This window comes from Ciceribacter sp. L1K22, from assembly GCF_017599385.1.
Taxonomy (GTDB): Bacteria; Pseudomonadota; Alphaproteobacteria; order Rhizobiales; family Rhizobiaceae; genus Allorhizobium.
The window spans coordinates 224,212-248,448 of the sequence record NZ_JAGFPK010000002.1 but is presented as its reverse complement, the minus strand read 5'-3'; the positions used below and the strand labels follow the sequence as shown (position 1 = coordinate 248,448).

General features: G+C 60.9%; 26 protein-coding genes and 1 pseudogene. 16 read left to right on the top strand and 11 right to left on the bottom strand.

Features of this window, described 5'->3' with window-relative positions; translation table 11 throughout:
* Positions 1–16: 16 nt before the first annotated feature.
* The 6 genes from J5J09_RS19155 to J5J09_RS19130 all read right to left on the bottom strand — a co-directional run bounded on the left by J5J09_RS19155 (position 17) and on the right by J5J09_RS19130 (position 6,178).
* Positions 17–1,048: a peptidoglycan -binding protein gene (locus J5J09_RS19155; RefSeq protein ID WP_208553829.1), complete on the bottom strand. Its 1,032-nt coding sequence runs from the start codon at positions 1,046–1,048 to the stop codon at positions 17–19.
* A 2-nt stretch (positions 1,049–1,050) separates the two neighbouring features.
* A complete protein-coding gene (locus J5J09_RS19150) occupies positions 1,051–2,067 on the bottom strand; it encodes a flagellar motor protein MotA (protein ID WP_208553828.1) in 1,017 nt (338 codons plus the stop codon).
* A 97-nt stretch (positions 2,068–2,164) separates the two neighbouring features.
* Positions 2,165–2,959: an inositol monophosphatase family protein gene (locus J5J09_RS19145; RefSeq protein WP_208553827.1), complete on the bottom strand. Its 795-nt coding sequence runs from the start codon at positions 2,957–2,959 to the stop codon at positions 2,165–2,167.
* A gap of 138 nt (positions 2,960–3,097) precedes the next feature.
* Positions 3,098–4,378, bottom strand: coding sequence for a DUF4010 domain-containing protein (locus J5J09_RS19140; protein ID WP_208553826.1), 1,281 nt, complete (start codon positions 4,376–4,378; stop codon positions 3,098–3,100).
* 46 nt (positions 4,379–4,424) lie between these two features.
* The gene (locus tag J5J09_RS19135; RefSeq protein WP_208553825.1) at positions 4,425–5,516 is read right to left on the bottom strand and encodes a tetratricopeptide repeat protein; all 1,092 of its coding nucleotides are present in this window, start codon (positions 5,514–5,516) and stop codon (positions 4,425–4,427) included.
* 8 nt (positions 5,517–5,524) lie between these two features.
* Positions 5,525–6,178: a thiamine phosphate synthase gene (locus J5J09_RS19130; RefSeq protein WP_208553824.1), complete on the bottom strand. Its 654-nt coding sequence runs from the start codon at positions 6,176–6,178 to the stop codon at positions 5,525–5,527.
* Positions 6,179–6,280: 102 nt separating this feature from the next.
* On the opposite strand from J5J09_RS19130, the gene J5J09_RS19125 reads away from it, so the two are divergent.
* A complete protein-coding gene (locus J5J09_RS19125) occupies positions 6,281–7,045 on the top strand; it encodes a sulfite exporter TauE/SafE family protein (protein ID WP_208553823.1) in 765 nt (254 codons plus the stop codon).
* 68 nt (positions 7,046–7,113) lie between these two features.
* Positions 7,114–7,374, top strand: coding sequence for a metalloregulator ArsR/SmtB family transcription factor (locus tag J5J09_RS19120; protein ID WP_208553822.1), 261 nt, complete (start codon positions 7,114–7,116; stop codon positions 7,372–7,374).
* 64 nt (positions 7,375–7,438) lie between these two features.
* On the opposite strand, the gene J5J09_RS19115 is transcribed toward J5J09_RS19120, so the two are convergent.
* A complete protein-coding gene (locus J5J09_RS19115; RefSeq protein WP_208553821.1) occupies positions 7,439–7,615 on the bottom strand; it encodes a DUF465 domain-containing protein in 177 nt (58 codons plus the stop codon).
* 232 nt (positions 7,616–7,847) lie between these two features.
* Between J5J09_RS19115 and J5J09_RS19110 the strand changes: the two genes are divergently transcribed.
* The 6 genes from J5J09_RS19110 to J5J09_RS19085 all read left to right on the top strand — a co-directional run bounded on the left by J5J09_RS19110 (position 7,848) and on the right by J5J09_RS19085 (position 11,686).
* Complete coding sequence (locus tag J5J09_RS19110; protein ID WP_208553820.1) at positions 7,848–8,051, top strand: DUF465 domain-containing protein; 204 nt, start codon at positions 7,848–7,850, stop codon at positions 8,049–8,051.
* A gap of 16 nt (positions 8,052–8,067) precedes the next feature.
* Positions 8,068–8,568, top strand: a complete 501-nt coding sequence (gene purE / locus J5J09_RS19105) for a 5-(carboxyamino)imidazole ribonucleotide mutase (protein ID WP_208553819.1) — start codon at positions 8,068–8,070, stop codon at positions 8,566–8,568.
* Positions 8,565–9,617 (top strand): 5-(carboxyamino)imidazole ribonucleotide synthase, encoded by a 1,053-nt coding sequence (locus J5J09_RS19100; protein WP_208553818.1) that lies wholly within the window; start codon positions 8,565–8,567, stop codon positions 9,615–9,617. The genes purE and J5J09_RS19100 overlap by 4 nt, the downstream gene beginning before the upstream one ends.
* Positions 9,618–9,787: 170 nt before the next feature.
* Positions 9,788–9,913 (top strand): type B 50S ribosomal protein L36, encoded by a 126-nt coding sequence (gene ykgO, locus J5J09_RS19095; protein WP_006726873.1) that lies wholly within the window; start codon positions 9,788–9,790, stop codon positions 9,911–9,913.
* Between the two features lie 189 nt (positions 9,914–10,102).
* Positions 10,103–10,603 carry a hypothetical protein gene (locus tag J5J09_RS19090; protein WP_246746049.1) on the top strand — a complete coding sequence of 167 codons (501 nt, stop codon included), beginning with the start codon at positions 10,103–10,105 and terminating at the stop codon, positions 10,601–10,603.
* Positions 10,604–10,693: 90 nt separating this feature from the next.
* On the top strand, positions 10,694–11,686 hold the full coding sequence (locus J5J09_RS19085) for an alpha/beta hydrolase (RefSeq protein ID WP_208554448.1): 993 nt from the start codon (positions 10,694–10,696) through the stop codon (positions 11,684–11,686).
* 37 nt (positions 11,687–11,723) lie between these two features.
* Here J5J09_RS19085 and pyk read toward each other — a convergent pair whose 3' ends face one another.
* Complete coding sequence (gene pyk, locus J5J09_RS19080) at positions 11,724–13,163, bottom strand: pyruvate kinase (RefSeq protein ID WP_208553816.1); 1,440 nt, start codon at positions 13,161–13,163, stop codon at positions 11,724–11,726.
* Positions 13,163–13,537 (bottom strand): annotated as a pseudogene (locus J5J09_RS19075) (DUF1036 domain-containing protein); the annotation flags it as partial. The pseudogene J5J09_RS19075 and the gene pyk, both read right to left, overlap by 1 nt.
* Positions 13,538–13,838: 301 nt before the next feature.
* Here J5J09_RS19075 and J5J09_RS19070 point away from each other — a divergent pair.
* The 3 genes from J5J09_RS19070 to J5J09_RS19060 all read left to right on the top strand — a co-directional run bounded on the left by J5J09_RS19070 (position 13,839) and on the right by J5J09_RS19060 (position 15,310).
* Positions 13,839–14,633 (top strand): N-formylglutamate amidohydrolase, encoded by a 795-nt coding sequence (locus J5J09_RS19070; RefSeq protein WP_208553814.1) that lies wholly within the window; start codon positions 13,839–13,841, stop codon positions 14,631–14,633.
* Between the two features lie 13 nt (positions 14,634–14,646).
* Positions 14,647–14,955 carry a DUF1244 domain-containing protein gene (locus J5J09_RS19065; RefSeq protein WP_208553813.1) on the top strand — a complete coding sequence of 103 codons (309 nt, stop codon included), beginning with the start codon at positions 14,647–14,649 and terminating at the stop codon, positions 14,953–14,955.
* Positions 14,956–15,043: 88 nt separating this feature from the next.
* Positions 15,044–15,310, top strand: coding sequence for a DUF2312 domain-containing protein (locus tag J5J09_RS19060; RefSeq protein ID WP_208553812.1), 267 nt, complete (start codon positions 15,044–15,046; stop codon positions 15,308–15,310).
* 78 nt (positions 15,311–15,388) lie between these two features.
* Here J5J09_RS19060 and J5J09_RS19055 read toward each other — a convergent pair whose 3' ends face one another.
* Both J5J09_RS19055 and J5J09_RS19050 read right to left on the bottom strand, forming a co-directional pair.
* Positions 15,389–17,209: a DUF882 domain-containing protein gene (locus J5J09_RS19055; RefSeq protein WP_348646507.1), complete on the bottom strand. Its 1,821-nt coding sequence runs from the start codon at positions 17,207–17,209 to the stop codon at positions 15,389–15,391.
* 228 nt (positions 17,210–17,437) lie between these two features.
* Entirely contained in the window at positions 17,438–18,952 is a 1,515-nt protein-coding gene (locus tag J5J09_RS19050; protein WP_208553811.1) for a sigma 54-interacting transcriptional regulator, read from the bottom strand.
* A gap of 208 nt (positions 18,953–19,160) precedes the next feature.
* On the opposite strand from J5J09_RS19050, the gene J5J09_RS19045 reads away from it, so the two are divergent.
* From J5J09_RS19045 to J5J09_RS19025, 5 genes are all read left to right on the top strand, one after another.
* The gene (locus J5J09_RS19045) at positions 19,161–21,014 is read left to right on the top strand and encodes a M3 family oligoendopeptidase (RefSeq protein WP_208553810.1); all 1,854 of its coding nucleotides are present in this window, start codon (positions 19,161–19,163) and stop codon (positions 21,012–21,014) included.
* Positions 21,015–21,117: 103 nt separating this feature from the next.
* A complete protein-coding gene (locus J5J09_RS19040; protein ID WP_208553809.1) occupies positions 21,118–22,269 on the top strand; it encodes an aminodeoxychorismate synthase component I in 1,152 nt (383 codons plus the stop codon).
* The gene (locus J5J09_RS19035) at positions 22,254–22,883 is read left to right on the top strand and encodes an aminotransferase class IV family protein (protein WP_208553808.1); all 630 of its coding nucleotides are present in this window, start codon (positions 22,254–22,256) and stop codon (positions 22,881–22,883) included. The genes J5J09_RS19040 and J5J09_RS19035 overlap by 16 nt, the downstream gene beginning before the upstream one ends.
* On the top strand, positions 22,883–23,167 hold the full coding sequence (locus J5J09_RS19030; protein WP_208553807.1) for a YciI family protein: 285 nt from the start codon (positions 22,883–22,885) through the stop codon (positions 23,165–23,167). The genes J5J09_RS19035 and J5J09_RS19030 overlap by 1 nt, the downstream gene beginning before the upstream one ends.
* Positions 23,168–23,208: 41 nt before the next feature.
* The gene (locus tag J5J09_RS19025) at positions 23,209–24,096 is read left to right on the top strand and encodes a DUF3445 domain-containing protein (protein WP_208553806.1); all 888 of its coding nucleotides are present in this window, start codon (positions 23,209–23,211) and stop codon (positions 24,094–24,096) included.
* The last annotated feature ends 141 nt before the right edge of the window (positions 24,097–24,237 follow it).

Genomic DNA, 24,237 nt, shown 5'->3' with positions numbered 1-24,237 from the left:
GCATGCCGATCAACCGTTATCGTTCGGTCAGCTTGAGCTCGATCCGTCGGTTCTGGTCGCGGGCCTCCGGTGTATCGCCCTCGGCAATCGGCTGGAACTCGCCGAACCCTGCGGCGACGAGCCGATCGGCGGGTACGCCCTGGGAGACGAGAAACTTCACGACGGAAATCGCACGGGCCGCCGATAGCTGCCAGTTATCGGCAAAACGCCCGGTACCGGATAGGGGCACATTGTCTGTATGACCATCGACACGTAGCACCCAGTTGATTTCCGCCGGTATTTCCTTGGCGAGATCGAGAAGAGCGCCGGCAAGTTTCGTCATCTCCGCCTGCCCGGCCGGATTGAGCGTATCGCCGCCGGACGGAAACAGCACCTCTGACTGGAAGACGAAGCGGTCACCGACGATACGGATGTTCTCGCGATCGGAGAGGATTTCCCGAAGCCGCCCGAAGAAATCGGAACGATAGCGATTGAGCTCCTGCACACGCTGGGCAAGTGCCACATTCAACCGGCGCCCGAGATCGGAAATCTTGGCCTGAGAGGCAGCATCCTTGGCTTCAGATGCCTGCAAAGCGGATTCGACGGCGGCGATCTGCGCCCTCAAGGCGGCGATCTGCTGGTTTAGGAGTTCGATCTGGTTGAGCGCGCGCGCGCTCACCTGGCGTTCCTCGTCTAGCTGATCAGTGAGGGCGCCGACCTGCGCATTGGCCGCGTCTGCGGCACCCGCGCCGCTGGAGAGAAGTTCCTGAAGCCGCGAACGCTCTCCCTCCGACGCCGCGAGAGAGGACTGCAGGGCGGCCAGCGAATCCTCGAGATCCTGCTTGTTACCCTTTTCCAAAGCCAGAAGTTCGGTGAGCTCGGCGATCTGATTGTTCAGCCGGTTGAGCACCTCGTCCTTGCCGGTGATTTCGCGGCTGAGGATGAACTGCGCCACCACGAAGACGGTCAGCAGGAACATGATCGCCAGCAGCAGGGTGGACAGCGCGTCGACAAAACCCGGCCAGTAGTCGACACCCCTGTCGCGACGCCGATTGCGAGCAAGAGCCATGACTACTTGTCCTCGCTGATCTTTTCACCCAGCTTGTCATTCAGCCGGTCGAGCGTCTTGCGCATCGCGCGGGTATCTTCCTGCTGCGCCTCGATCCAGTCGCGCAGCATCTGCTGCTCGTTGCGCATGTTCTTAACAAGGCCCTGGATTCCTTCGGCCAGGTTGGCGATGGCAGCCACCGACCGCTCCGACCCACCGCCCTCGCCCATCTTCGCCAGCTGCTGGACGAGCTTCTGCATCTCTGCATTGTCGCCGCCAACCTCAGAACCGACATCTGTGACGGAGGAAAGCCAGTTTTCCAGCTCGGTGTAGAAGCGGTTCTGGGCTCGCCCCGCTTGCAGGTCGAGGAAGCCGAGGATCAGAGATCCGGAGAGACCCAGCAACGAGGACGAGAATGCGGTCCCCATGCCGCTCAACGGCGCCGTCAATCCGCTTTTCAACGATTGCAGGATATCCGCACCATCTCCTGATGCGGGATCGAGCGACTGGATCACCGAGCTGATCGAGCCGATGGTGCCCAGCAGACCCCAGAAGGTGCCGAGAAGGCCCAGAAAGACGAGAAGGCCGATGAGGTAGCGTGAAATATCACGCGACTCATCAAGCCTGGTAGCGATCGAGTCGAGGATCGAGCGCAGCGCTGTCGTCGAAATCGCGACCGTGCCACGATTGCCGATCAGCGCCCGCATGGGTGCCAACAGCCGGGGCTCGCGTCCAACCTTTTCGGCACTGCCGGCCGCGCGAAACGAGTTGAACCAGCGAACCTCGGGTCTCAGCGCCAGCACGTGATTGAAAACCAGAACGATGCCAACCGCGAGAACGCCAAGAATAAGGCCATTCAGACCGGGATTGGTAACAAAGGCGGCATGCGCCTGCCGGTAGAGGATTGCCGTTATGAAGCCGACGATGATCAGGAAAATCACCATCGTGGAGAAGAACGGCATGGGACTGGACAGCTTCGTGCCGTATCCTTCGCCTTGGACCTCCGAGCCCTCAAGGTCCGCCAGCTTCACTTTCGCCATGATCTATTCAGCCTCCTGGAATCTCGCCGCGGAGGCTAGTTTAAAATTGAGACGAATTGAAGGGGTATGGCGGAAAGGTTTCCTACCGTTCCGGTTGTCAGGGCATCGGCCTGCTGATGACCTCGAGGAGCGACTTGCGGATATATTCGTTGCCGGCGACCACAGTCCCGGTCGTGAACATGTCGTTGCCGCCGCTCATGTCGCTGACGAACCCGCCGGCTTCGCGGATCAGCAGCAGACCTGCCGCGATATCCCAGGGCGATAGCCCCGTTTCCCAGAACCCGTCCAGACGACCTGCCGCCACATAAGCAAGATCGAGCGCTGCCGCGCCCATACGGCGCACGCCGGCGACCTCACCCATCACGTGACGCAGTTCGATCAGAAACTTTCCATGCTGGCCTCGACCGAGATGCGGAACACCGCAACCGATCACGCAATCCGACAGCACCTTTCTTGCACCCACGCGGATACGACGATCGTTGACGAAGGCACCACCCCCCTTTTCGGCGGTGTAGAGTTCATCCGTTGCCGGGTTGAAGACGACCCCGGCAACAAGCTCGCCATTGCGCTCCAGCGCGATGGACACGGCGAACTGCGGAATGCCGTGGAGGAAGTTGGTCGTCCCGTCCAGCGGGTCGACGATCCAGCGATGCGCACCGTCGGTGCCCTTGATCTCTTCGCTCTCTTCGCCAAGGAAGCCATAGGTCGGTCGCGCCTTCAGAAGCTCTTCCTTGACAATCTTCTCGGCCTTGAAGTCGGCCTGCGATACGAAATCGCCCGGACCCTTGACGGAAACCTGGAGGTTCTGCACCTCGCCGAAATCACGCGCCAGCGACTTGCCGGCCTTGAAGGCGGCTTGAACCATGACATTGAGAAGTGCTGAACGGGCCATCGGACCATTTCCCCTGGTATGCTGCGAATGAAGGCGGCGGACGCGAACCGTGGCGAAAGCGCTGATCGCAAAAGCGTCGGGCCGGTTCAAGACCACAAAAACCGCCGAAGTTCAAGGGGGACGCATGAGAGGAGCCTATCACCCCGTTTGCAGCAAACCCGTGACAGGAAGTGCGACCAGCGCGGCAACCCCGGAAAGGACGGTCGCCAGCCATAGATGCATGGCGAAGGACCGCTCGCCCGACACGGTTCCATAAACGGCCTTCGCCACCATGTTCGCCACGATCGCGGCCGCCAGGCCCATGGTCGCGGCTTTGACGGTTAAAACCGGCAACATCCCGGCGATCGTGACGGTAGCGGCATCGACGTCCGCCAGTCCGGAAAACAAAGAGGCTATCACAAGCCCCTCTTCACCGAAGAACTGCGCTGCCGCCCGGGCGGCGAAAGCGACCAGGACAAGGAGGAGCGCCATCTTCAGCACAGCCCACAATTCGAATGGATTGGCCGGCGGCTGCGTTTCGCTGTCCCCTTTGGTTCGCCGAGCGAGAACGAGGCTGTAGACCGCCATGACGGCGGCCGCGAGAATCATGGACGGCAACATTGGCGCTGCGAGAGGTGCAGCAAGCGTGGCGACCAACAACCCGGTCCGCGCGAGCGAGACGGCACCGGCACTGATCGCGCCGGCGGCCAAGGCTTGGCTTGTTGACGGGTTCTCGGCAGAGCGCCGAGCAAAGGAGATCGTCGTACCGGTGGAAGATGCCAGCCCACCTATTGCACCTGCCACCACACCACCGACGGATGGACCCAGCAGTCGGATCGCCACATAGCCGACAAAGGAGATCGACGCGAGCAGGATCGCGAGCACGAGGATCGATCGGGGCGATACCCCGCCAAAGGGACCGATTGCCTGATCGGGAACCACCGGCAGGAGCACGAACGTCATGGCGAGCAGGATGATGGCGGAGCGAAGTTCCAGCCAATGCAGGCGGCGGATAGCGGCATGAAGGAAATCACGGGCGGCAAGAATGGCGACGAGCGCAACCCCGCCCGCAGAAGCGAGCGCCAGATCCCCCAGAATGGAAAGGGCCCCCAGTCCGAAAGTCAGCATGGCTGCAATGACCGAGGTCACGCTGAAACGCTGTTCGGCGATTGCCTCCCTGATGGAAAACACCACCATCACAATGGAAAGCGAGAGAAGGAAGACGCCGATCGTGATCCCCGGTAGGCCGCCGGTTGATTGCAAGGCGTTTTCGAGCAAGCCTGCGACACCACCGAGCATCCCGAACATCGTGAAGGTACGAATGCCGGCCGTGCGCGCGCCCTCGCGCTCTTCCCGCTCGCGCCAGTGACGCTCCACGCCGACGGCCGCGCCGATGACGATTGCCAGCCCGAGCCGCTCAAAAAGTTCAAGATTGTCCATGTCGACCCCGAGAGCCGCGGCGATCCTGCTGGTCGGCTGGCTGCCGCTACTTTACCCGAAACCGATTCGCGGCGTCGATGGCCTTCTTCTGCTGCTCTTCCGTAAGGCCGAGATAGAAGTCCTCCAGCCCCGCATCCGTCAAACCCGCACGACGCGAGAGCACGTACCACTTGGCCGCCTCCACCGGATCGGGGCGCGTGCCGAGGGCGTTGATGTACAGATGCGACAGCCGGTTCTGGGCAACGACATTGCCCCTCCGCGCCGCACGGCTGAGCCACTGGAAGCCCTGATCGTAATCTCGCTCACCCGCGATGCCGTTGACGTACCAGATCCCGATGTCGAGTTCCGCCGTGTCGAAGCCGGCTTTGGCAGCGCGAAGCATGTAGTCCCGCGCCTTCACCCGCTTGTCGTCGCTGACGCCCGGAAGCGTATTGTAAAGCTGGGCGACGGCATACTGGGCATCGGCAACGCCTTGGTCGGCGGACTTTTCATAGTAAGGCAGGGCGAGTTGCAAACCCTTGCGTCCGGGGTTGTCGCTGACAAGCGTCTGCGCCCAGTTGAACTGCGCCGACGCGTTGCCGGCATCAGCCGCCTTGCGCATGAAATCGTCGGCCTTCGCCTTGTCACGCTCGACGTGACGCCCCTCCATCAAGAGCAGGGCATATTGGAACATGGCATTTGGATCACCGCCGGCGGCGGCCTGCCCGTACCAGAAGGCGGCGGCCTTCGGATCCCGCTTCACGCCAAGACCCCTTGTGGTCATTTCGGCAATAAGGGTCTGCGCGGTCGGGTCGCCCAGTTGCGCTCGCGGCAAGGCCTTGTCCAGCGCGGTGAGATAGAGTCCCCGCTGGAAGGCACCATATGCCTCATCGAGCGGGCCGTCATAAGGCTTCTCAGGCGGCGGCTCCGGCAAGGGAGCGCCCATTCGCTCGTAAAGGGACAAACCCTGTATCTCCGCGCCTGCTGCCCCCTCTTCCGGTTGCCCTGTTCCCGGACGCCCCGTCCGGTCGAGTATCGTCGCGTCGTCCTCAAGCGGACGGTTGACGGCATCGCCGCCGCCGTCCTGCGCGAGCGCCGCCGTTGCAAGGCTGATCAGCGACGCAAAGAGTGCCGAAGTGAGGTGTGCCCGAAACGCCATGCGCCGTTTCAACCGTCAAACCGTGGCGCTTTTTCGTCAAGCAGGGCGTTCACACGAGAGATGATCGTGGAAGCCTGGGCGGGATCGGAGAAGATGGCCTTGCCCAGCGCCACGAACTCCGCACCGGTCTCCGCAACGGCGAGCGCCGACTCGGGATCCGTGCCGCCCATGACCATGCAGGGGATTTCGACCATCGAGGCCCACCACTCCGCCAGAGCCAGATTCTTGGAATGCGGCTCCGGCTTGATATCGCCGTCGAGCTTGCCGAAGAAGATGTAGTCGGGCTGCAGTTCCCCGATTTCCAGGGCCGCGTGCCGTTCCTTGGCGTTGCCGCCGCCAACGATCATCTTCGGCGTGTGCTTCTCGATCGCCTCGGCCAGTGCCTCCTGGTTTCCATCGATATGAAGCCCGTCAGCTCTCGCACGTCCTGCGACGCGACTGTCGTTGACGATCAGGGCAGCAGCCCCGGCATCCTGAATGACCGGCACCAGCTTTTCCGCATGATCCTGAAAGACGCGATCGTCGAGATCGTATTTGGGCAAGATCACCGACGCGACATCGCCGCCCTTGAGGGCATCGCCCAGCACTCGCGCACACTCCGCCGAATCGGCCATGTCAGGCAGCACGAGTACCAGACGGCATCGATTGTCAGTTGTGGTCATCTTCTTCATTCCTTTCGGAGCCTCCGGAGCGTCATACCGTGGGGCTCGCATCCCTGTTGGAAATTCGATAGACCGGTGCGGTCAAAGGATCAACAGAAACCCATGCTGCCATCATTCGAGTTTTTTCTGGTCGCCATTCCGGCCGTCGCCGTCGTGGGGCTTTCCAAAGGCGGCCTGGGTGGCGCCTTCGCTCTCGTTGGCGTCCCGCTGATGGCACTCGCTGTGCCGCCGATGCAGGCAGCAGCAATTTTCCTGCCGATTCTCCTGGTCATGGATGCCGTCGCACTCTGGGCATGGCGGCAGTACAACGATCGCCGCACCCTTTTCATCCTGTTGCCGGGAGCAATTCTCGGAATCGGATTGGGCTGGGCTACATCAAGCTACGTGTCCGCCAATGCCATGAGGCTTGTCCTCGGCCTCATCACGGTGACGTTTGTCCTGCGTTTCGTTGCCGAGACCTATGTCAGGCACCGCGGCAATGAAATTGCTGCCCGCTCTCACAACAGTGTCCTCGCCACCTTCTGGGGGACAGTGTGCGGTTATTCGAGTTTCGTCGCCCACGCCGGAGGACCGCCATTTCAGATCTACGTCCTGCCGCTGAAGCTCGACCCACGCAGCTACACCGGCGCCAGTGTGCGTTTTTTCGCGCTGGTAAACCTGATCAAGGTCATCCCCTATTTCGCCCTTGGCGAACTGGACACGGAAAATCTGACCCTGTCCTTTTTCCTCCTGCCCGTCGCGCTTGTCTCGACCTTGGCCGGCGCGCAATTGGTCAAGATGATGAAGCCGGCGATTTTCTACCCGTTCATGTACGGAATGGCGCTTATCGCCGGCCTGAAACTGCTTTGGGACGGGATCGGTCTTTAGTCGATTGCAGGTTGCTGCAACGCACAACCCGCTTGCCGGTCACCAAAGTTTCGCTTAGGTTTTTCCACATGAGCAATCCCGATGTCTTCGCAGCCACTGCCGACCCGAATCGCCGGCACATCCTGGAAGAACTTCGGCGCGCGCCCAAAACCGTCAACGACCTGGCCAAGGGCCTCCCGATCAGCCGGCCGGCTGTGTCGCAACACCTGAAGGCGCTGCTCGATTGCGGCCTTGTCACGGTCACATCGGAGGGGACACGGCGGATCTACTCCGTCAACAACCGGGGCTTCGACGGCATGAACCTGTGGCTGGACCAATTCTGGTCCTGAAAAACAAAGCCCCGCGAACCGCAATGGTCCCCGGGGCACGGTACTGACAATGTCGGAACGATGATCAGTGGCGGGTTGATGCCCTCAGACGTTCCATCTCATCCTTGATACGCAGCTTGTTACGCTTGATTTCGGCGATTTGCTGGTCGTCGATGGAGGGCGAAGCGAGCGCTGTATTCAGCTTTTCCTCCAGAGCACCATGCTTCTTGGCGAGCGATTCAAGATGAGCCTGTATGGTCATTTGTCACGTCCTTCCTTGTCGCCTACCTCCCGCCATCAACCGCGGGAGTTTCAGGCTTTGCGAAAGTAATGTGACACGAAGAATGTGTTTTGTCGAAGGCCAAAATGCACCTTATGAACGGCATTTTCCGGAATACGGATAACTTCCCGTTACCGCTAATTGGTGATAGGAGCTTGCGCGAATCTTCGGCACGCCGGAAAACAGCGTGACATGCTCGAATGGGGACAAAACCATGCCCGACCAGGAACAGGCGGATATCAGGCTCGCTCTCGCAAGGCTGCGCCAGGAGCACGAGGATTACGATGCCGCGATCAATGCCATGATCCAGGTCGGTTGCGAAGCGCTGAGAATACAGCGCATGAAGAAGAAGAAACTCGGCATCAAGGACAAGATGAGCAAGCTCGAGGATCAAATCATCCCCGACATCATCGCCTGAAGAAAGGGCAGCAACGATGAGCGAAGAGCGTCCGCCCGTTGCCATCATCATGGGCAGCCAGTCTGACTGGGAAACGATGAAGAATGCCGCCGACACCCTGGAGGCGCTCGACATCAGCTACGAGGCCCGGATCGTCTCTGCCCATCGGACACCGGACCGGATGTATGCCTTCGCCAAGGAGGCCCGCGAAGAGGGCTTCAAGGTGATCATCGCCGGCGCCGGTGGCGCAGCCCATTTGCCGGGGATGGTTGCATCCCTCTGCCCCCTCCCCGTCTTTGGCGTTCCCGTCCAGTCGAAGACCATGTCCGGAATGGATAGCCTCTATTCCATAGTCCAGATGCCGGCCGGTATCCCGGTCGGAACGCTGGCGATCGGGCGCGCCGGTGCGGTCAACGCGGCGCTGCTGGCAGCACGGGTTCTCGCCATTACCGACCTCGATCTCGCTGAACGGCTGGACGACTGGATTGACCGGCAAAGTTCGGCCGTCGCCGAATATCCGGTGGACGAGGCACCATGACGCAAACCACGATTGGCATCATCGGCGGCGGCCAGCTCGGGCGAATGCTCGCTATGGCAGCGGCCCGTCTCAATTTTCGGACAGTGATCCTTGAGCCGCAGGCAGACTGCCCAGCCGCTCAGGTTGCGAACCGCCAGATCGTCGCAAGCTATACCGATCCCTCGGCGCTCGCCGAACTGGCGCGGTCCTGCGACATTATTACCTACGAATTCGAGAACGTTCCGGTCGAAGCCGCACATAAGCTTGCCGAGGAGCGCCCGGTGTTTCCTCCTGCAAAAGCGCTTGAGGTCGCCCAGGATCGCCTGACTGAGAAGCAGTTCCTGAACGGCGTCGGCATTCCGACGGCCGATTTCAGGGCCGTGAACGACCAGGACGGACTCGTTGCTGCCCTCGCGGAATTTGGCGGCCAGGGCGTGCTCAAGACACGCCGCATGGGATACGATGGCAAGGGTCAGAAGGTTTTTCGTGCCGGCGACGCAGCGGATGGAGCTTTCGCGGAATTGGGTGGCGTTCCGCTTATTCTTGAGAGCTTTGTGCCCTTCGAGCGCGAAGTCTCGGTTATCGCCGCGCGTGGAACGGACGGATCGATAGTCTGTTTCGACGTGGCCGAAAACGTCCACCGCAACGGCATACTCCATACATCGACCGTGCCGGCAAGGATCACCCCCACTACGGAACAAGCGGCCCGTGCCGCCGCCGATAAACTTCTTTCTGGGCTGGGTTATGTGGGTGTCATTGGCATCGAGTTTTTCGTCCTGCCGGACGGCAGCCTGATCGCGAACGAGATTGCGCCACGCGTCCACAATTCCGGTCACTGGACGGAAGCGGCCTGTGTCGTATCTCAGTTCGAACAACACATTCGCGCTGTGGCGGGCCTTCCTCTCGGAGCGACCGAGCGACATTCCGACTGCGTCATGACAAACCTGATCGGCAACGATATCGCCGACGTTCCCGCATGGCTCTCCCGGACGAATACGCTGGTGCACCTTTACGGCAAGACCGAAGCGCGTCCCGGCCGCAAGATGGGCCACGTCACCGAGCTGAAATGACGGGATTTTCTGCCGAATGCGGCTGAAAAGTCGCCCCGGCGGTTGACATTCGGGCTTTGCTCGGAGTATTTGCCACCAACCCAAGAAGAGCGCGCCCCGCGGCGCGCTTTTGAATGTTTAAGACTCTCGGCGAATCGCAGGTTCGTCGGCAACCCTCGCGGATCGGTAAAATGAAGATCAAGAATTCGCTGAAAGCACTGAAGGCCCGTCATCGCGACAACCGTCTGGTCCGCCGCAAGGGTCGCATCTACATCATCAACAAGCAGAACCCGCGCTTCAAGGCCCGCCAAGGCTGAGGTCGACGACGTACGGACATCCGCGACGTCTGTTGATAGCGAAGTTTTGAATTTGAAACACGGCGCAGGCGAACTATCATAGTTCGCATGCGCTTTTTTCGTTTGCCGATTCTTATGCTGGGACTGATTCCTGCCATGCCGGCAACGGCTCAGGACGAGGAGGCGGCATCCGCCTCGCCACTGGCGGTCATGTCCGACGAGATGACGACCGCGGATAGCGTGGAGCGTCTTCTGGTCGACCTCAAGCGGCAGCGAAACCCCGACAGCGCCCAAAGCATCGCCGCGCGACTGTCCACGCTCTGGAGCCGTTCGGATAGCGCCACGGTCAATCTGCTGATGCAGTGGGCGGATGACGCCATCAAGAAAGAAAAGAAAGCCGCGGCGCTCGACTTCCTTGATCAGGCCATCACGTTGAAGCCCGACTTCGTCGGCGCCTGGAACAAGCGCGCTACGCTGCATTTTTCGATGGGCGCGTTCAGTAAGTCCATGTCCGACATCAATCACGTTCTGACCCTGGAACCGCGTCACTTCGGAGCGCTGGCCGGAATGGGCGCTATCCTTGCCGAATCGGGTCGCGAGGAAATGGCCTTGCGCGCTTGGGAGCGCTACCTCGAAATCTACCCGTCGGACCGGCAGGCGCAGGAAGCCGTAACGAACCTTTCGGAAAAGCTTGCTGGAAACCGCATCTGACCTATCTTCACGGCGGTATCCTTTCGCCGTCAGGTGCCGCTCATCGTGTCATTCTCTTCATTGTCCATTATAACCGGTGCCGTTCTCGCAATGGCTCTCGCCCTGTCGTCCGGCATCGCCGCCTGGCGCGCCAAGGAGCTGGAGCGGCGTTGGCCGAATATCGGAACTCGAATCGATATCGGCGACATGCATATGAACGTGCTTCACCTGCAGGCGGGACCATCGCCCGACCTACCGCCAATCGTTTTCATCCACGGCGCCAGCGGCAACCTTCGTGATCAGGCCTATGCCTTCCGTTCCGAGCTGGAAGGCCGCGCCGAACTGCTGTTCATCGATCGTCCGGGCCACGGCTATTCCGACCGGGGTGGAGCCGAAAACGCGCGTCCGGATGGCCAGGCGCATGCGCTCGCACGCACGATGGACAAGCTGGGTATAAAGCGGGCGATCATCGTCGGTCATTCGTTCGGCGGCGCGATCGCGGCAAGCTTCGCGGTGCTGCATCCGGAAAAGACGGCCGGCCTGCTTTTCTTGTCGCCGGCCACCCATCCCTGGCCCGGCGGCGTGGACTGGTACTATGACCTCGCATCAACACCTGTTGTGGGTCCGTTGTTTTCGTATGCCATAGCGCTTCACGCCGGTATGGCGCGACTGGACACGGCCACCGTTAACGTCTTTGCTCCGAACCCAAGACCGGATCGTTACATCGAGGAAACAGGCGCGGCTTTGGTTCTGCGCCCCGACGGGTTCCGCTGGAACGCAATCGACGTTTCAAGCCTGCATGACTATGTCGCGAACTTTGCTCCACGTTATCGGGAGATTGAAGCACCGACAGTCATCATCACCGGGGACAGCGACGATATTGTCCTTGAAGAAATCCATTCGCGCGGCCTGGAACGCGATATCGCCGGTTCGGAACTGCTGTGGATCAAGGGACTGGGCCACAAACCGGACTACGTCGTCACCGATGTTGCGATCGCCGCGCTGGAAAAGATCGCTGGCCGTGAGCGCGATCTGCATCGGTTGGCTCTGGAGGCGGAAGGCAGGATAGCGGCGACACGGAATAGCAAAAGGGCGCCGGACTGAGACCCGACGCCCTTTTCTCCAAACATCTGCACACGCCTCAGATGCCGCTCAGCCCATCCGTACCGATATAGGCAATTCTCAGCATATTGGTGGCTCCAGGCGTTCCCAGAGGCACACCGGCTGAGATGATGATGCGATCGCCCGGCTTGCCGAAGCCTTCCTGAGCGACGATCCGGCAGGCGCGGTTCACCATGTCGTCGAGATCAGTCGGCTCGTTCGAGACGACGCAATGCAGACCCCAGACCACCGACAGGCGGCGGGCCGTCTGAATGATGGGCGACAGCGCGATGATCGGAACTTCCGGGCGCTCGCGGGAGGCGCGAAGACCTGTGTTACCCGACGCCGTGTAACACACGATCGCCTGCAGCTTCAGCGTCTCGGCGATCTGACGCGCGGCAAGCGAGATGGCATCGGCGCCCGTCGCTTCGGGCTGGGCACGCTGGGCATAGATGATGCCCGGATAGTGCGGCTCGCGTTCGACCGTCGACGCAATCGACGCCATTGTCGCCACCGCCTCGACCGGATACTGACCCGAGGCCGATTCGGCCGACAGCATGATCGCATCGGCACCTTCAAAGACGGCTGTCGCGACGTCGGAGACTTCCGCACGCGTCGGAACGGGGGCCGTGATCATCGATTCGAGCATCTGGGTCGCAACGACCACCGGCTTGCCTTCACGACGGCATGCGCGGATCAACTGCTTCTGGAGACCGGGAACGCGCTCGAGCGGCATTTCGACGCCGAGATCGCCGCGTGCGACCATCAGAGCGTCGGAGAGGGCAATGATTTCGTCGATACGGTCAATGGCCTGGGGTTTTTCGATCTTCGACATCAGACCGACGCGGCCCTTGGCGATCTTGCGGACCTCGGCAAGGTCCTCCGGGCGCTGGATGAAGGAGAGCGCCACCCAGTCGATATCGTTGGTCGCCAATACCGCATCAAGGTCTGTACGGTCCTTGTCGGTCAGCACGCCGGTGGCCAGTATTGTATCAGGCAGGCTGACGCCCTTGCGATCGGAAATCTTGGTGCCTGACACAACGGTGCAGACGATGCTCTTGCCATCGGCCTTTTCTGCCTTCAGGTGCAGCTTGCCGTCGTCAATCAGGAGCCTGTCGCCGGCGTTCACGGCCTCAAGGATTTCCGGATGCGGCAGGAACACGCGCTTGTTGTCGCCCGGTTCGTCCTTGTTATCGAGCGTGAAGGTCTGGCCGGGAACGAGTTCCACGCTGCCGTCCTTGAACTTTCCCACGCGCAGCTTCGGTCCCTGAAGGTCGGCAAGGATGCCGATCGGTCGTCCGCATTGCGCCTCGACCGAGCGAATTCTCTGGACGAGCGTGCGCATGAGGTCATGGCTGGCATGGCTCATGTTGATGCGGAACAGGTCCGCGCCGGCCTCGTGCAACTTGCGGATCATCTCCTCCTCGGAGGAGGCCGGACCCAAAGTCGCCAGTATCTTTACCTTGCGATTACGCTTCATCAGTTTTGACTTTCCTGCGTGCCGGGAGTGTCGGAGAGTTGGACCATCCAGCTGCCTTGGCGGCCGGTGTCATACTCTTTGAATCCCATCTGCTGATACCCGCGCGCGAAGCAGTCCTCGACCCCGGTGATCTTGAACTCGTTCTCCGCCACGCACATGTTGATGTCACCGGCCCAACGCCCGCCGCGAGCGGCGTCTTCGGCGTAGAGGTAGTAGTAACGCGACTGCAATTCGCCCTCGATGAGCGTCGCGCACGTCGCGGCCGGCACCTGCCACCAGCCTTCGGTGATCCAGCCTTCCGCCGCTCGGTAGCCGATCGCGACGCCGACGAGATTTTGCGTTCCGTTGCAAACGCGGAACTCGGCACGAGCCGCACCGGCAAACAAAACGGCGAGGAAGCAGGAGGCGCAAAAGAATACGATTCGGTTCATTCGTCCGGACCAGCGAGGCAAGGGGAAGGTATGTCGGTTCAGCACGGTTTCCGAAGAACTCCACGGTTTGTCGACACCAACCTTCTTGCGATGGTGGGGTTGGAAAGTCAACGTAACACTAATCGATTAAATTTCCGTTCGGGGCGATCGCTACGCATAATGCCACAAGACCGGCAAGCGGCAAAGCTTGTGCTCTTCCACGTCACGTGCGACTACTCCCCATCCCGTTCATCTTTCCGAGATCATGACTGATTTTGCGCCTTTTGACATCCTAGAGGGACGATATGACAGCGGATTGGTTCTGCTGGCAGATCATGCCCGAAACACCCTGCCACCTGAGTACGGATCGCTCGGATTACCCGAAAGCGCCTTTTCAAGGCACATCGCCTTCGACATAGGCGTGGAAAAGCTCACTAGGACTCTTGCCGCACGATTGAACGTGCCCGCGGTGTTCGGATGCTTCTCGCGACTGTTGATCGACCCGAACCGCGGGGAGGACGATCCCACTCTCATCATGAAGATCTCCGACGGGGCGGTCATCCCCGGCAATCACCCAATCACTTCGGATGAGTGGAACCACCGGATCGCCACATACCATCGGCCCTATCACACCGCCGTCGACCAGACGATACGACAGGTCGAGGATGCGACCGGGCGAGCGCCGCTGGTGCTGTCGATCCATTCCTTTACACCGGCATGGAAAGGCGTACCCCGCCCGTGGCATGCGGCCGTTCTCTGGGATACGGATCATCGCGCCGTTGCTCCCCTTCTCACTGCACTCCGGCAACCCGGCGATATCATCGTCGGCGACAACGAACCGTATGACGGCGCGCTGAAGGGCGACACGATGTATCATCATTGCATGCGGCGCGGTATTCCACATGCTCTTCTGGAGGTCCGACAGGACCTGATTGGCGACGATGAGGGTGTAGCGGCCTGGGCGAACAGGCTGGCTCCGATCTTCTCCGGACTCAATGCTGACCCGACCTTGCACGACTACAAGATACATCCGTCTCGGACGGGTCCTTACAGCGATTGACAGGGAGGCCGACATGGCGGAGATCACCCCGCAGCAGCAGACCGAATTTGAAGCCGCGGCATTTCGCAGGCTCATCCGGCACATGCGTGACCGCAATGATGTCCAGAACATCGACCTGATGAATCTTGCCGGCTTCTGCCGCAACTGTCTCTCAAACTGGTATCTCGACGCAGCCAAGGCGGCGGGCGTGGAGATGACGAAGGACGAGTCGCGAGAGCATGTCTACGGCATGCCTTATGAAGAGTGGAAGCGCCTCAATCAGCCCGACGCCACCGACGCGCAGAAAGCTGCCTTTGAAATCAACAGGCCGCGCGAAGAATAGCCATCATTCTTCGCTTTTCCCTTGACGCGGAACCTGCTTCGCGGCAGGTCACGCCGACGAAATTTTTGCCTACATACAGGAGATACCGATGTCTGATGCCCACGGCGTCGCCCGCGACCAACTCCGCGCCTTTGTCGAGCGCATTGAACGCCTGGAAGAAGAAAAGAAGACGATCGCCGACGACATCAAGGACGTCTACGGTGAAGCCAAGGCTATGGGCTTCGATACCAAGATCCTGAAGAAGGTCATCGCACTCCGCAAGAAGGACGAGCAGGAACGCATGGAAGAGGATCTGATCCTCGACACCTACCTGCACGCCCTCGGCATGATCGAAAATCCGCCCGAAGCGGAATGACGCGTTCGGCTATAGCGACGTGAAAAAAGCCCCTCGCGGGGCTTTTTTTGTGGCTTATCATCTGGCGATTGGGCCGTTTCACTGCGTTGCCGGAGCGACGATACCGAAGCGTGCCGGATCCACCACGACATTGCTGCTCTTGAAGCCAACGGAGTAAACCTCGCTCGGCTGGGTCGTCAGGGTTCGGCTCACCACCCGCGGCGCCTTCGTGGCCTTCGATGCCTCGAAGCGGTCGCTGTTGAGCGCCCAGCTCGCGATCATATCCTTCGTGAGCTTCGTGCCGCCCTGCATGGCGATCCTCGCCGTCTGCGCTTCAGCTTCGGTCGGCCGGCCACCCTTGGTCGGAAGTCCCGCTGCGAGGCTCGGGTCGACAGGTTTGGGAGCGTCGAACACGTCTCCGAAATCCACATCGTCCGCCTTCGGCTGCAGCGACGCGACGCGAATATATTGCGGGCCGGTTTCATTGCCTGTCATCGCCGCCTCAGCCTCGGCATAGGCAGGGACCGGTACTGTCATGGGCGCTATCGGTGCCGGCTCAGCGGCGGCCGTCTGCTGGATCGTATTGGCCTGTTCGATCGCGGCAGCCGCTTCAGGCGAGAGGATCGCCTGCTCGACTTCATCGACGTCCGCCTCGCCCATGCCATCAGCTGACGCCAGAAGCGCCTCGGCAATAGCCGGCCGTCCGAGTGGTACCGGCACGGCAGCCATTTCCGGCGACATGGCGCCGACTGCGTCTGGAGACACCGAGGCCGTCATCACGCCAGCTTCCGCCTGTCCTGGCAGGTTGCGCGCGCCGAGAAGCGTAGGCACCGGAATCTTGTAGCTTTGCAGGTCGGCGAAATTCTCTTCGTTTGCAGGCGCTTCCGCCGTCACCTGTGTCAATGCGTCCTGGGCCGGGCTGCGGTTTGGCGAATAAAGCGCTGTTGCAAGGCTGCCATCCTGCGCAGCGACCGAAGGACGCGACAGCGGGACAGGCGCATTCAAGGACGCAATCGCCACCTCAGGCTGCGGCGCAGCCTCCACCACCGGCTGCTGCGGCGGTGGTTCGGGCGCGGGTGCGGCAGCGACAAGCGTCGGACGTTCCGCAGGGACCGAGATGTCCTCCTCTTCGTCCTCGTCTCCGCCACCAAACAGGATCGCAAACAGGTTCTTGCGCTTCTTGGGCGATTCGTCCGCATCGGCGATGAGGATCTGCTGCTTCGAACTCAGCCGCTTCTTGTACTCCGCAAGAGCCTGCTGATATCCCGGCAGCGGCTTTCCGTCAGCCGGGATGTGTACGGTTTTTCCGTCCGGGAAAAGCCGCGCCAGATCCTGGCGGGACATGCGGGGCCAGGCACGAACCCCGGCGACGTCCATGTGCACGAACGGAGAACCGGACTTCGGATAATAACCGACCCCGCCGGCCTGCAGCTTGATCCCGATCTCACGCAGTGTCTTCAGCGGCACGCCAGGGATATAGAAATCCATGGCGGTGCCCTTCATGTGCTGGCTTTCCTTTGCGACACCCTTGGAGCGCGATCGCAGCATGGCGTTGGTCGCGGGAGAACGATATCCGGAGACGACGGTAATGTAGCCTTTGGCACCGGCGCGGCGATAAACTTCCCACACGAGATCGAAAAGCCGCGGATCCATCTTGGTCGGCTCGTTACGACGCCAGTCGCGAACAAGGTAGCTGAGTTGACGCAGTCCCTTGGCATCGTACTTGCCGTTTCTTTTGAAAACGACCTCGGCCTTTTCTCCGGTATGAACGAAGTGGATTTTCAGGGAACGCGTTTCCGCCGCCGCACTTCCGGCGGAAGCGCCAACTATCAGCAGGCAGCTCAATACGATCAAAAAGGCGGACAAAATGACCTTGGCGGCAGCCGGCCTACGTGCAGCCCATCGGTTGCGCCCAACCACACAAAGAGGCGCATTTATCGCTGGCCGTTTCAGCAAATCGATCCCCGTACTCAAGATGACGTCCCACGCCACCCCAATCTAATGCCAAATGCGGTAACACCATGGCAAATCCGCCACAGTCGCACAACTGTCTTTCTGCTGGTGAATGAAACACTAACAGATCATTTATGTCGTGCTACCAGAAGAACTTTGCGCGAGGGTTAACACTGCCGCATTGATCGATGTCATTCAGGCGGCATGTTTTTGGGGATCATCGGGATCGATTCCGTAATCCTTGAGCTTCCGATACAGCGTCGAGCGGCCGATTCCAAGTTTGCGGGCCACCTGACTCATCTGGCCGCGATAGTATTTCAAGGCAAAGCGGATGAGCTCTTCCTCGATATCCGCCAGCTTCCTCACATTCCCGCTGTTATCGGTACTGACGATGACGTTCTCCGAAAGCACCGACGGATTGGACGCCGCGGCCGTCAGTCGTGCTGTATCGTGATCGGACAGCCGACCGACGAGCCCGCTGCTCGGCGAAGGTTCGGCCGGGCGTTCGGCTCGCTCGGAGCGGCCGAGCGCATCGCTCGGCACTTCCGCGGCGATCTGGGGAAAGTCCGCTTCGGTCAGCTCCGGCCCGCTGGCGAGGATCACGGCGCGATAGAGGGCGTTTTCAAACTGCCGGACATTGCCCGGCCAGTCATACGCGGTGAGTAGCGCAAGGGCTCCGGGTGACATGCCGAGCGGACGCACCAGCCGCTGTTCGCCGGAGAAGCGTTCGACGAAGGCCCGTGCGAGAAAAGGGATGTCCTCCCGTCGGCGGCGCAAGGCCGGAATTGTGATGGGATAGACGTTGAGGCGATAGTAGAGATCTTCGCGGAAACGGCCGGCCTTGACCTCTTCGATAAGGTCTTTTCGCGTCGACGAAATGAGCCGGACATCGATTTTCCGTTGGCGCCGGCCGTTCTGACGGTCGATCTCTCCGTTTTGCACAAGGCGCAGCAGGCGGGACTGCACCGCAAGCGGCAGCGCGCTGATCTCGTCGAGAAACACGGTTCCCCCGTCCGCAGCGACAAATTTGCCCGCGCTTTCGGGATCATCCGTATCATCGGCACCGAAGAGCACGGCCTCGATGGCCTCGGGCGCGACAGCGCTGCAACTGACGGATACGAACGGTCTCCCGCTCCGGTCGGAGGAAAAGTGGATGGCACGCGCAACGAGTTCCTTTCCAACGCCGCTCTCGCCCTCCAGGATGACCGGAATGACTGTACCGACGGCGCGGCGTGCAAGCTCCACGACCCTTGCCATGGCACCACTCGACGAAACGATATCGGAGAAGCTCACATGGCCGGAGCGCGACCGTCGCGACACCCTGGCTCCGGCATCCCGGCCGTTGAACATCAGGGCCCCTTCGACAGCGCCCACGATCCGCTCGGGACTGACAGGCTCGACAATGAAATCGAATGCGCCTGACCGCATGGCCTCCACGGCGCGTTCAACGTCGCCCTGCCCCGTCTTCACGATCACGGGCGCATCGACAGCCATCTGGTTCATCGCTGCAAGAAAGCTTCGATAGTCGAGACCGTCAAGCGACAGGTCCAGCAACACGCACTTGATGGCATCCGCGCGGGTTCGAAGCATTTCGAGCGCAACTGGCACCCGATCGGCGCACAGTGCAACATGACCTTTTGATTCGATGGCGGTTTTGATCTGACGACGCTGGGCCGGATCGTCGTTCACGACGAGAATGTGCGCGGTCACCGGTAACTCCCGAATTTCACTCTGAGCACCAGCCGTGTCATTCGGCTGTTCCGCGACCCTGCCATCGAGGTTTGAACAAGGGGTTTTAAGAAACGCTCGGATTTTAACCAATCGGCAAGAATGGCACATTGCGACGCAGCAAGCTTGTCGGCGGTCGCCCGGTTCACTACGTTGCTACCAACATGGAATAGCAGGAAGGATAATCAGGATGCGTTCGATCTCGTGGCTCGATCACCCGTTGAAAGCGCCGGCGTCACAAGCGGCAAAGACGGATGCCGCACTGGGCGAACTTCCTGTCTGGAAACTGGAAGACCTTTACCCATCGCCGACATCGGACGCCTTCGTCGCCGATTTGAAGGAGGCGGAAAAGCTATGTCTGGAATTCGAAGAAAGGTGGAAGGGCAAACTCGGCGATGCCGCCAAAACACAGGGCGAGCCCGGCCTGGGGGCGGCACTGAGGGAGCTCGACGCGCTGGACGATCTTCTTGGCAAGATCGGCTCCTATGCCGGGCTGACCTACTACTCGGACATGACGGATGCCGCCAACGGCAAGTTCTTCGGCGACGTCCAGGCAAAACTGACCGACATGTCCGCCCATTTGCTGTTTTTCTCGCTCGAGCTGAACCGCCTGGACGACGCGGTTGTCGATGCGGCCATGGAGCGCGACTCGCTCGCGGCCCATTATCGTCCCTGGATCATCGACCTGCGCAAGGACAAGCCGCACCAGTTGGAAGACCGGATCGAGCAGCTCTTCCTTGAAAAATCGATGACGGGCGCGGCCGCGTTCAACCGCCTCTTCGACGAAACGCTGGCGAGCCTGCGGTTTACCGTGGACGGCGAGGAACTGGCACTCGAGGCGACCCTTAACCTCCTGCAGGAAGCTGATCCGGAAATGCGGCGCAAGGGTGCCGCCGCACTCTCGCAAGTCTTTGCGAAAAATCTCAGGGTCTTCACCCTGGTCACCAACACGCTCGCCAAGGACAAGGAAATCTCGGACCGCTGGCGCGGTTTTGGCGACATCGCCGACAGCCGGCATTTGGCGAACCGCGTCGAGCGGGACGTCGTGGATGCTCTGGCGGCAGCCGTCAAGGACGCCTACCCGCGCCTGTCGCATCGCTACTACGCGATGAAGGCGAAATGGCTTGGCGTCGAGCAACTCAACTACTGGGACCGCAACGCACCGCTTCCCGAAGCCGCCGACCGGATCATCCCCTGGAGCGAGGCGCGCGAGACCGTGCTGTCGGCCTACGGCGGATTTGCCCCCGAAATGGCTGCGATCGCGGGACGCTTCTTCGACGAGAAATGGATTGATGCCCCTGCCCGTCCTGGAAAGGCGCCGGGCGCCTTCGCACATCCGACGGTGCCGTCCGCACATCCCTACGTGCTGGTCAATTACCTCGGCAAGCCGCGCGACGTCATGACGCTCGCCCATGAACTCGGTCACGGCGTTCATCAGGTGCTGGCCGGTGGACAAGGTGCCCTGATGTGCCAGACGCCCCTAACGCTCGCCGAGACGGCGTCCGTGTTCGGTGAGATGCTCACCTTCCGCGCATTGCTGGACAAGGCTTCGGACACGCGCGAGCGCAAGGCCATGCTGGCCCAGAAGGTAGAGGACATGATCAACACGGTCGTGCGTCAGATCGCCTTCTACCAATTCGAGCGCAAGGTCCATACCGCCCGCAAGGACGGGGAACTGACGGCCGAACAGATCGGCGAACTCTGGCTTTCGGTTCAGGCAGAAAGTCTCGGGCCTGCGATCAAGATCTCGGAGGGATACGAAACGTGGTGGACCTACATTCCCCACTTCATCCACTCTCCCTTCTATGTCTATGCCTACGCCTTCGGAGACTGCCTGGTGAACTCCCTCTATGCGGTTTACCAAAAAGCCGAGACGGGCTTCCAGGATAAGTATTTCGAGTTGCTGAAGGCTGGCGGCACCAAGCACCATTCCGAACTGCTGGCGCCTTTCGGCCTCGATGCCACCGATCCCTCCTTCTGGGCGAAGGGCCTGTCGATGATCGAAGGGCTGATCGACGAGCTTGAGGCATTGGACAGGGCCTGACACACACGCGTCGTTTCTCGGCGTACGGAAAACGCTACACCTGTGTAACGAATGATTATCGAACGGCCGCGACCTCGCGGCCGTTGTTGATTGCAGACGGCCAATGACCCGAGAACCACCCTACATACTGTTCAGCAACGATCCCGAGAACCAGTCCCTGCTGTTCTCGGAGCCCTCCGAAATTGTCGTAGCAAGGACCGTTGAGGAGGTTCGTCCGGCCCTGCAACGGCTGGAGGAATTGCGCCAAACCGGTCGCTGGCTCGCGGGTTATGCGTCCTATGAGGCGGGTTTCGCTTTCGAGCCGAAGCTCGCACCACTGGCACCGTCGGGACGCGAGACTCCTCTCCTGCTGTTCGGCGTATTCTCAGCGCCGGGTACCGCGACCGTCGTGCCGACGCAGACGGGACGCAACGCGCCCACGATCAGCGAGCCGGTCGCGAAATGGTCGCAGGACGATTACCGCACACGCTTTGACCGGCTGCATCGCCACATAAGGGAGGGAGACTGCTACCAGGCAAATCTCACCATGCCCGTAGACGCTCGCTGGGAGGGCACCCCGGCCGATGTCTTCTGGTCGTTGATCGAGCGCCAGCCTGTGCGATACGGCACGCTCGTCGAGATGGGCGGCCCGGCCATCGTCTCCCGTTCGCCGGAACTGTTCTTCAAGGTGGACGGAAATCGATGGATCGAGACCCACCCGATGAAGGGAACCGCCCCGCGCGGAGCGTCACCCGCTGACGACGCGGCCATTATCGCTGCGATGAAGGCGGACGAGAAATCGCAGGCCGAAAACAGGATGATCGTCGACCTGCTCCGCAACGACATCTCGCGCATCAGCGAGGTCGGGACGCTGGACGTGCCGAAGCTCTTCGACATTGAGACCTATCCCACGGTGCACCAGATGGTCAGCCACGTGCGGGCCAGGCTGTTGCCGGAAGCAGGCCTGCCGGAAATTTTCGAAGCCCTTTTCCCATGCGGCTCGATCACCGGCGCTCCAAAGTTGAGCGCGATGACGATCCTTCATGCTCTGGAGACCGGCCCCCGGGACATCTACTGCGGCGCGATTGGCTATTGCGATCCGGCGGGACCGATGCGTTTTTCGGTGGCCATACGAACTCTCGCACTTTTCAAAGACGGCCGCGCGGTCTTCAATGTCGGCGGCGGCATCGTCTTCGATTCGAAGGCGGAGGCCGAATACGAGGAATGCCTCTTGAAGGCGCGCTTCGCGGTAGGGGACCAATGGATTTCTCGCTGATCGAAACCATGCGATGGGAGCCGGGGACGGGCTTCATGCGACTGGATCAGCACCTTCGCCGCCTGTCCCGCTCGGCGGATGCACTCGGTTTCCGGCAGCCACAGGACGTGGAGGGAAAACTCAAGGAAAAGGCGACGGGCGAAAAACCCCTTCGTGTCCGTCTCGTCTCCAGCTTCCGCGGCAAGGTGGAAGTCACCTGCACGGCGTTCGAACCCCAGCCGGAAGAAACGGTCTGGCGTGTCCGCATCGCGAAGACGCGGCTGAACTCCGAGGACTCCCTGTTCCGCCACAAAACATCCCGTCGCGAACCCTATGAGGCGGCACGCGCCGAGTTTTCGACCGAGGAGGCCGACGAGGTGCTGATGCTCAATGAGCGCGGTGAAGTCTGCGAAGGCACGATCACCAATGTCTTCGTGGAAGGTTTCGACGGCGTCCTTCTCACGCCCCCGCTCGCGAGCGGCCTCTTGCCGGGCGTGCTCAGGGCCGACCTGATCCGCGAGCGCAAGGCAAAAAGCGAGACTTTGAAGCCAGCCGACCTCATCGGGCGTCCCTTGTTCGTCGGCAACTCTTTGCGCGGCCTGATCCGCGCCGAACTGATCGAGGAAAATGCCTGATGTTCATCCTGTCGCTGACCTATGTGAAGCCGCTCGAGGCCGCCGATGCCGTCATGGCGCCGCATATGGACTGGGTGAAACGCGGTTACGACCTCGACATGTTTCTGGCGTCGGGCCGCAAAGTGCCGAGGACCGGTGGCGTGATCCTCGCGAAGGGCGACCGGGCAGCGATCGAAGCCGTCGTCGCCAGCGATCCCTTCGTCGAACACGGTATCGCGGAATACACAATCACCGAAATCGCGCTGACGACAGTGGTCGAGGGGCTTGAAATGCTGAAGGACTGACGGAAGAGTGTCGGCACCACAATCGGCGCACCGGAAATCGCATGTCCGCCTATACCCCCTATGACGGTTCGTCCAAGCCCTTCTCCATTGGATTATCCACGCTCAATCCCGATCGCTGGATCGAACCGGACGACGATCTGGCGCGCTATCTGGGCGAAAAACAACGCCTTGCCGATGAGCGGTACGACGACATCTTTCGCGCGGCCGGGGAAAGCATCGACTCGCAACAGGAATGCCTTGATCTCCTCTTGGACCACCTGCTGCAAAAACACTCCGGTCTCTATTCGCGATCGGGCGGCCGTTTCTCGGTGGCCGGACACGTCGTCGATATAGAGGACGAGGCAAGACCACCGCTGTTTCGCGCCGGTTCGCTGATCCAGGACGACCTCGTGCTCCTTCGCCGCAAGCCGGACGGCTGGACCATCGTCGCCGCCCACCTCGCCTTTCCCTCGTCGTGGTCGCTGGCTGAAAAATTCATGCAGCCGATGGACAAAGTGCACGCCCACGTCCCCGGCTTTCAGGCCGGGACGCGCAATGCAACGATCGTCAACCGCGTCTTCGACAATCTCCAGCCGGACCTGCCGGCGGAGCGTTTCAACTGGTCGATCAACTGGCGTTACGCGCTCTATCACCCGGTCAGTGTTCGACCCGCCGCCGATCCGGCGGCCACGGGTATCGACGTCTCCGGCGCCTTCGTGCGGGTCGAACGACAGACTCTCCGCAGACTGCCGGCGACCGGCGATATCGTCTTCACGATCCGCATCTACCTCGACCCGGTAAAGGCCTTCGCGACATCGGAGAACGGCCAGGCGCTTGGACATGCGCTTGCCGATCAGCTCGAAGGGTTGACCGCCGAACAGGTTGCGTACAAGGGGCTGGCCGAGCGCCGGGCCGATCTTGTGACGGCGTTGAGGTCGTTTTCGAGCTAAAAAGCATCAACCGGTTGCCACCATAAAATGCTGCTCTCTTTATTATGTCAGAAAACTGTGATTAGAGCCGAGCCGGAAGGTCGATCCGCATCGGCCAAAAAGGGGCAATGTTTGGCGCCGAACGCTACCGCGGCATCTCCA

What these genes read in the sequence shown, in the direction of transcription:
- J5J09_RS19135 (WP_208553825.1), bottom strand. Translation starts at nt 5,516, where the DNA reads ATGGCGTTTCGGGCACACCTCACTTCGGCACTCTTTGCGTCGCTGATC.
- J5J09_RS19115 (WP_208553821.1), bottom strand. Translation starts at nt 7,615, where the DNA reads ATGACCATACAGGCTCATCTTGAATCGCTCGCCAAGAAGCATGGTGCT.
- J5J09_RS19030 (WP_208553807.1), top strand. Translation starts at nt 22,883, where the DNA reads ATGTTCATCCTGTCGCTGACCTATGTGAAGCCGCTCGAGGCCGCCGAT.
- J5J09_RS19155 (WP_208553829.1), bottom strand. Translation starts at nt 1,048, where the DNA reads ATGGCTCTTGCTCGCAATCGGCGTCGCGACAGGGGTGTCGACTACTGG.
- J5J09_RS19035 (WP_208553808.1), top strand. Translation starts at nt 22,254, where the DNA reads ATGGATTTCTCGCTGATCGAAACCATGCGATGGGAGCCGGGGACGGGC.
- J5J09_RS19090 (WP_246746049.1), top strand. Translation starts at nt 10,103, where the DNA reads ATGTCCGACGAGATGACGACCGCGGATAGCGTGGAGCGTCTTCTGGTC.
- J5J09_RS19125 (WP_208553823.1), top strand. Translation starts at nt 6,281, where the DNA reads ATGCTGCCATCATTCGAGTTTTTTCTGGTCGCCATTCCGGCCGTCGCC.
- J5J09_RS19040 (WP_208553809.1), top strand. Translation starts at nt 21,118, where the DNA reads ATGACCCGAGAACCACCCTACATACTGTTCAGCAACGATCCCGAGAAC.
- J5J09_RS19060 (WP_208553812.1), top strand. Translation starts at nt 15,044, where the DNA reads ATGTCTGATGCCCACGGCGTCGCCCGCGACCAACTCCGCGCCTTTGTC.
- J5J09_RS19140 (WP_208553826.1), bottom strand. Translation starts at nt 4,378, where the DNA reads ATGGACAATCTTGAACTTTTTGAGCGGCTCGGGCTGGCAATCGTCATC.
- purE (WP_208553819.1), top strand. Translation starts at nt 8,068, where the DNA reads ATGAGCGAAGAGCGTCCGCCCGTTGCCATCATCATGGGCAGCCAGTCT.
- J5J09_RS19145 (WP_208553827.1), bottom strand. Translation starts at nt 2,959, where the DNA reads ATGGCCCGTTCAGCACTTCTCAATGTCATGGTTCAAGCCGCCTTCAAG.
- J5J09_RS19120 (WP_208553822.1), top strand. Translation starts at nt 7,114, where the DNA reads ATGAGCAATCCCGATGTCTTCGCAGCCACTGCCGACCCGAATCGCCGG.
- J5J09_RS19150 (WP_208553828.1), bottom strand. Translation starts at nt 2,067, where the DNA reads ATGGCGAAAGTGAAGCTGGCGGACCTTGAGGGCTCGGAGGTCCAAGGC.
- J5J09_RS19130 (WP_208553824.1), bottom strand. Translation starts at nt 6,178, where the DNA reads ATGACCACAACTGACAATCGATGCCGTCTGGTACTCGTGCTGCCTGAC.
- J5J09_RS19110 (WP_208553820.1), top strand. Translation starts at nt 7,848, where the DNA reads ATGCCCGACCAGGAACAGGCGGATATCAGGCTCGCTCTCGCAAGGCTG.
- J5J09_RS19045 (WP_208553810.1), top strand. Translation starts at nt 19,161, where the DNA reads ATGCGTTCGATCTCGTGGCTCGATCACCCGTTGAAAGCGCCGGCGTCA.
- pyk (WP_208553816.1), bottom strand. Translation starts at nt 13,163, where the DNA reads ATGAAGCGTAATCGCAAGGTAAAGATACTGGCGACTTTGGGTCCGGCC.
- J5J09_RS19070 (WP_208553814.1), top strand. Translation starts at nt 13,839, where the DNA reads ATGACTGATTTTGCGCCTTTTGACATCCTAGAGGGACGATATGACAGC.
- J5J09_RS19065 (WP_208553813.1), top strand. Translation starts at nt 14,647, where the DNA reads ATGGCGGAGATCACCCCGCAGCAGCAGACCGAATTTGAAGCCGCGGCA.
- ykgO (WP_006726873.1), top strand. Translation starts at nt 9,788, where the DNA reads ATGAAGATCAAGAATTCGCTGAAAGCACTGAAGGCCCGTCATCGCGAC.
- J5J09_RS19025 (WP_208553806.1), top strand. Translation starts at nt 23,209, where the DNA reads ATGTCCGCCTATACCCCCTATGACGGTTCGTCCAAGCCCTTCTCCATT.
- J5J09_RS19100 (WP_208553818.1), top strand. Translation starts at nt 8,565, where the DNA reads ATGACGCAAACCACGATTGGCATCATCGGCGGCGGCCAGCTCGGGCGA.
- J5J09_RS19085 (WP_208554448.1), top strand. Translation starts at nt 10,694, where the DNA reads ATGGCTCTCGCCCTGTCGTCCGGCATCGCCGCCTGGCGCGCCAAGGAG.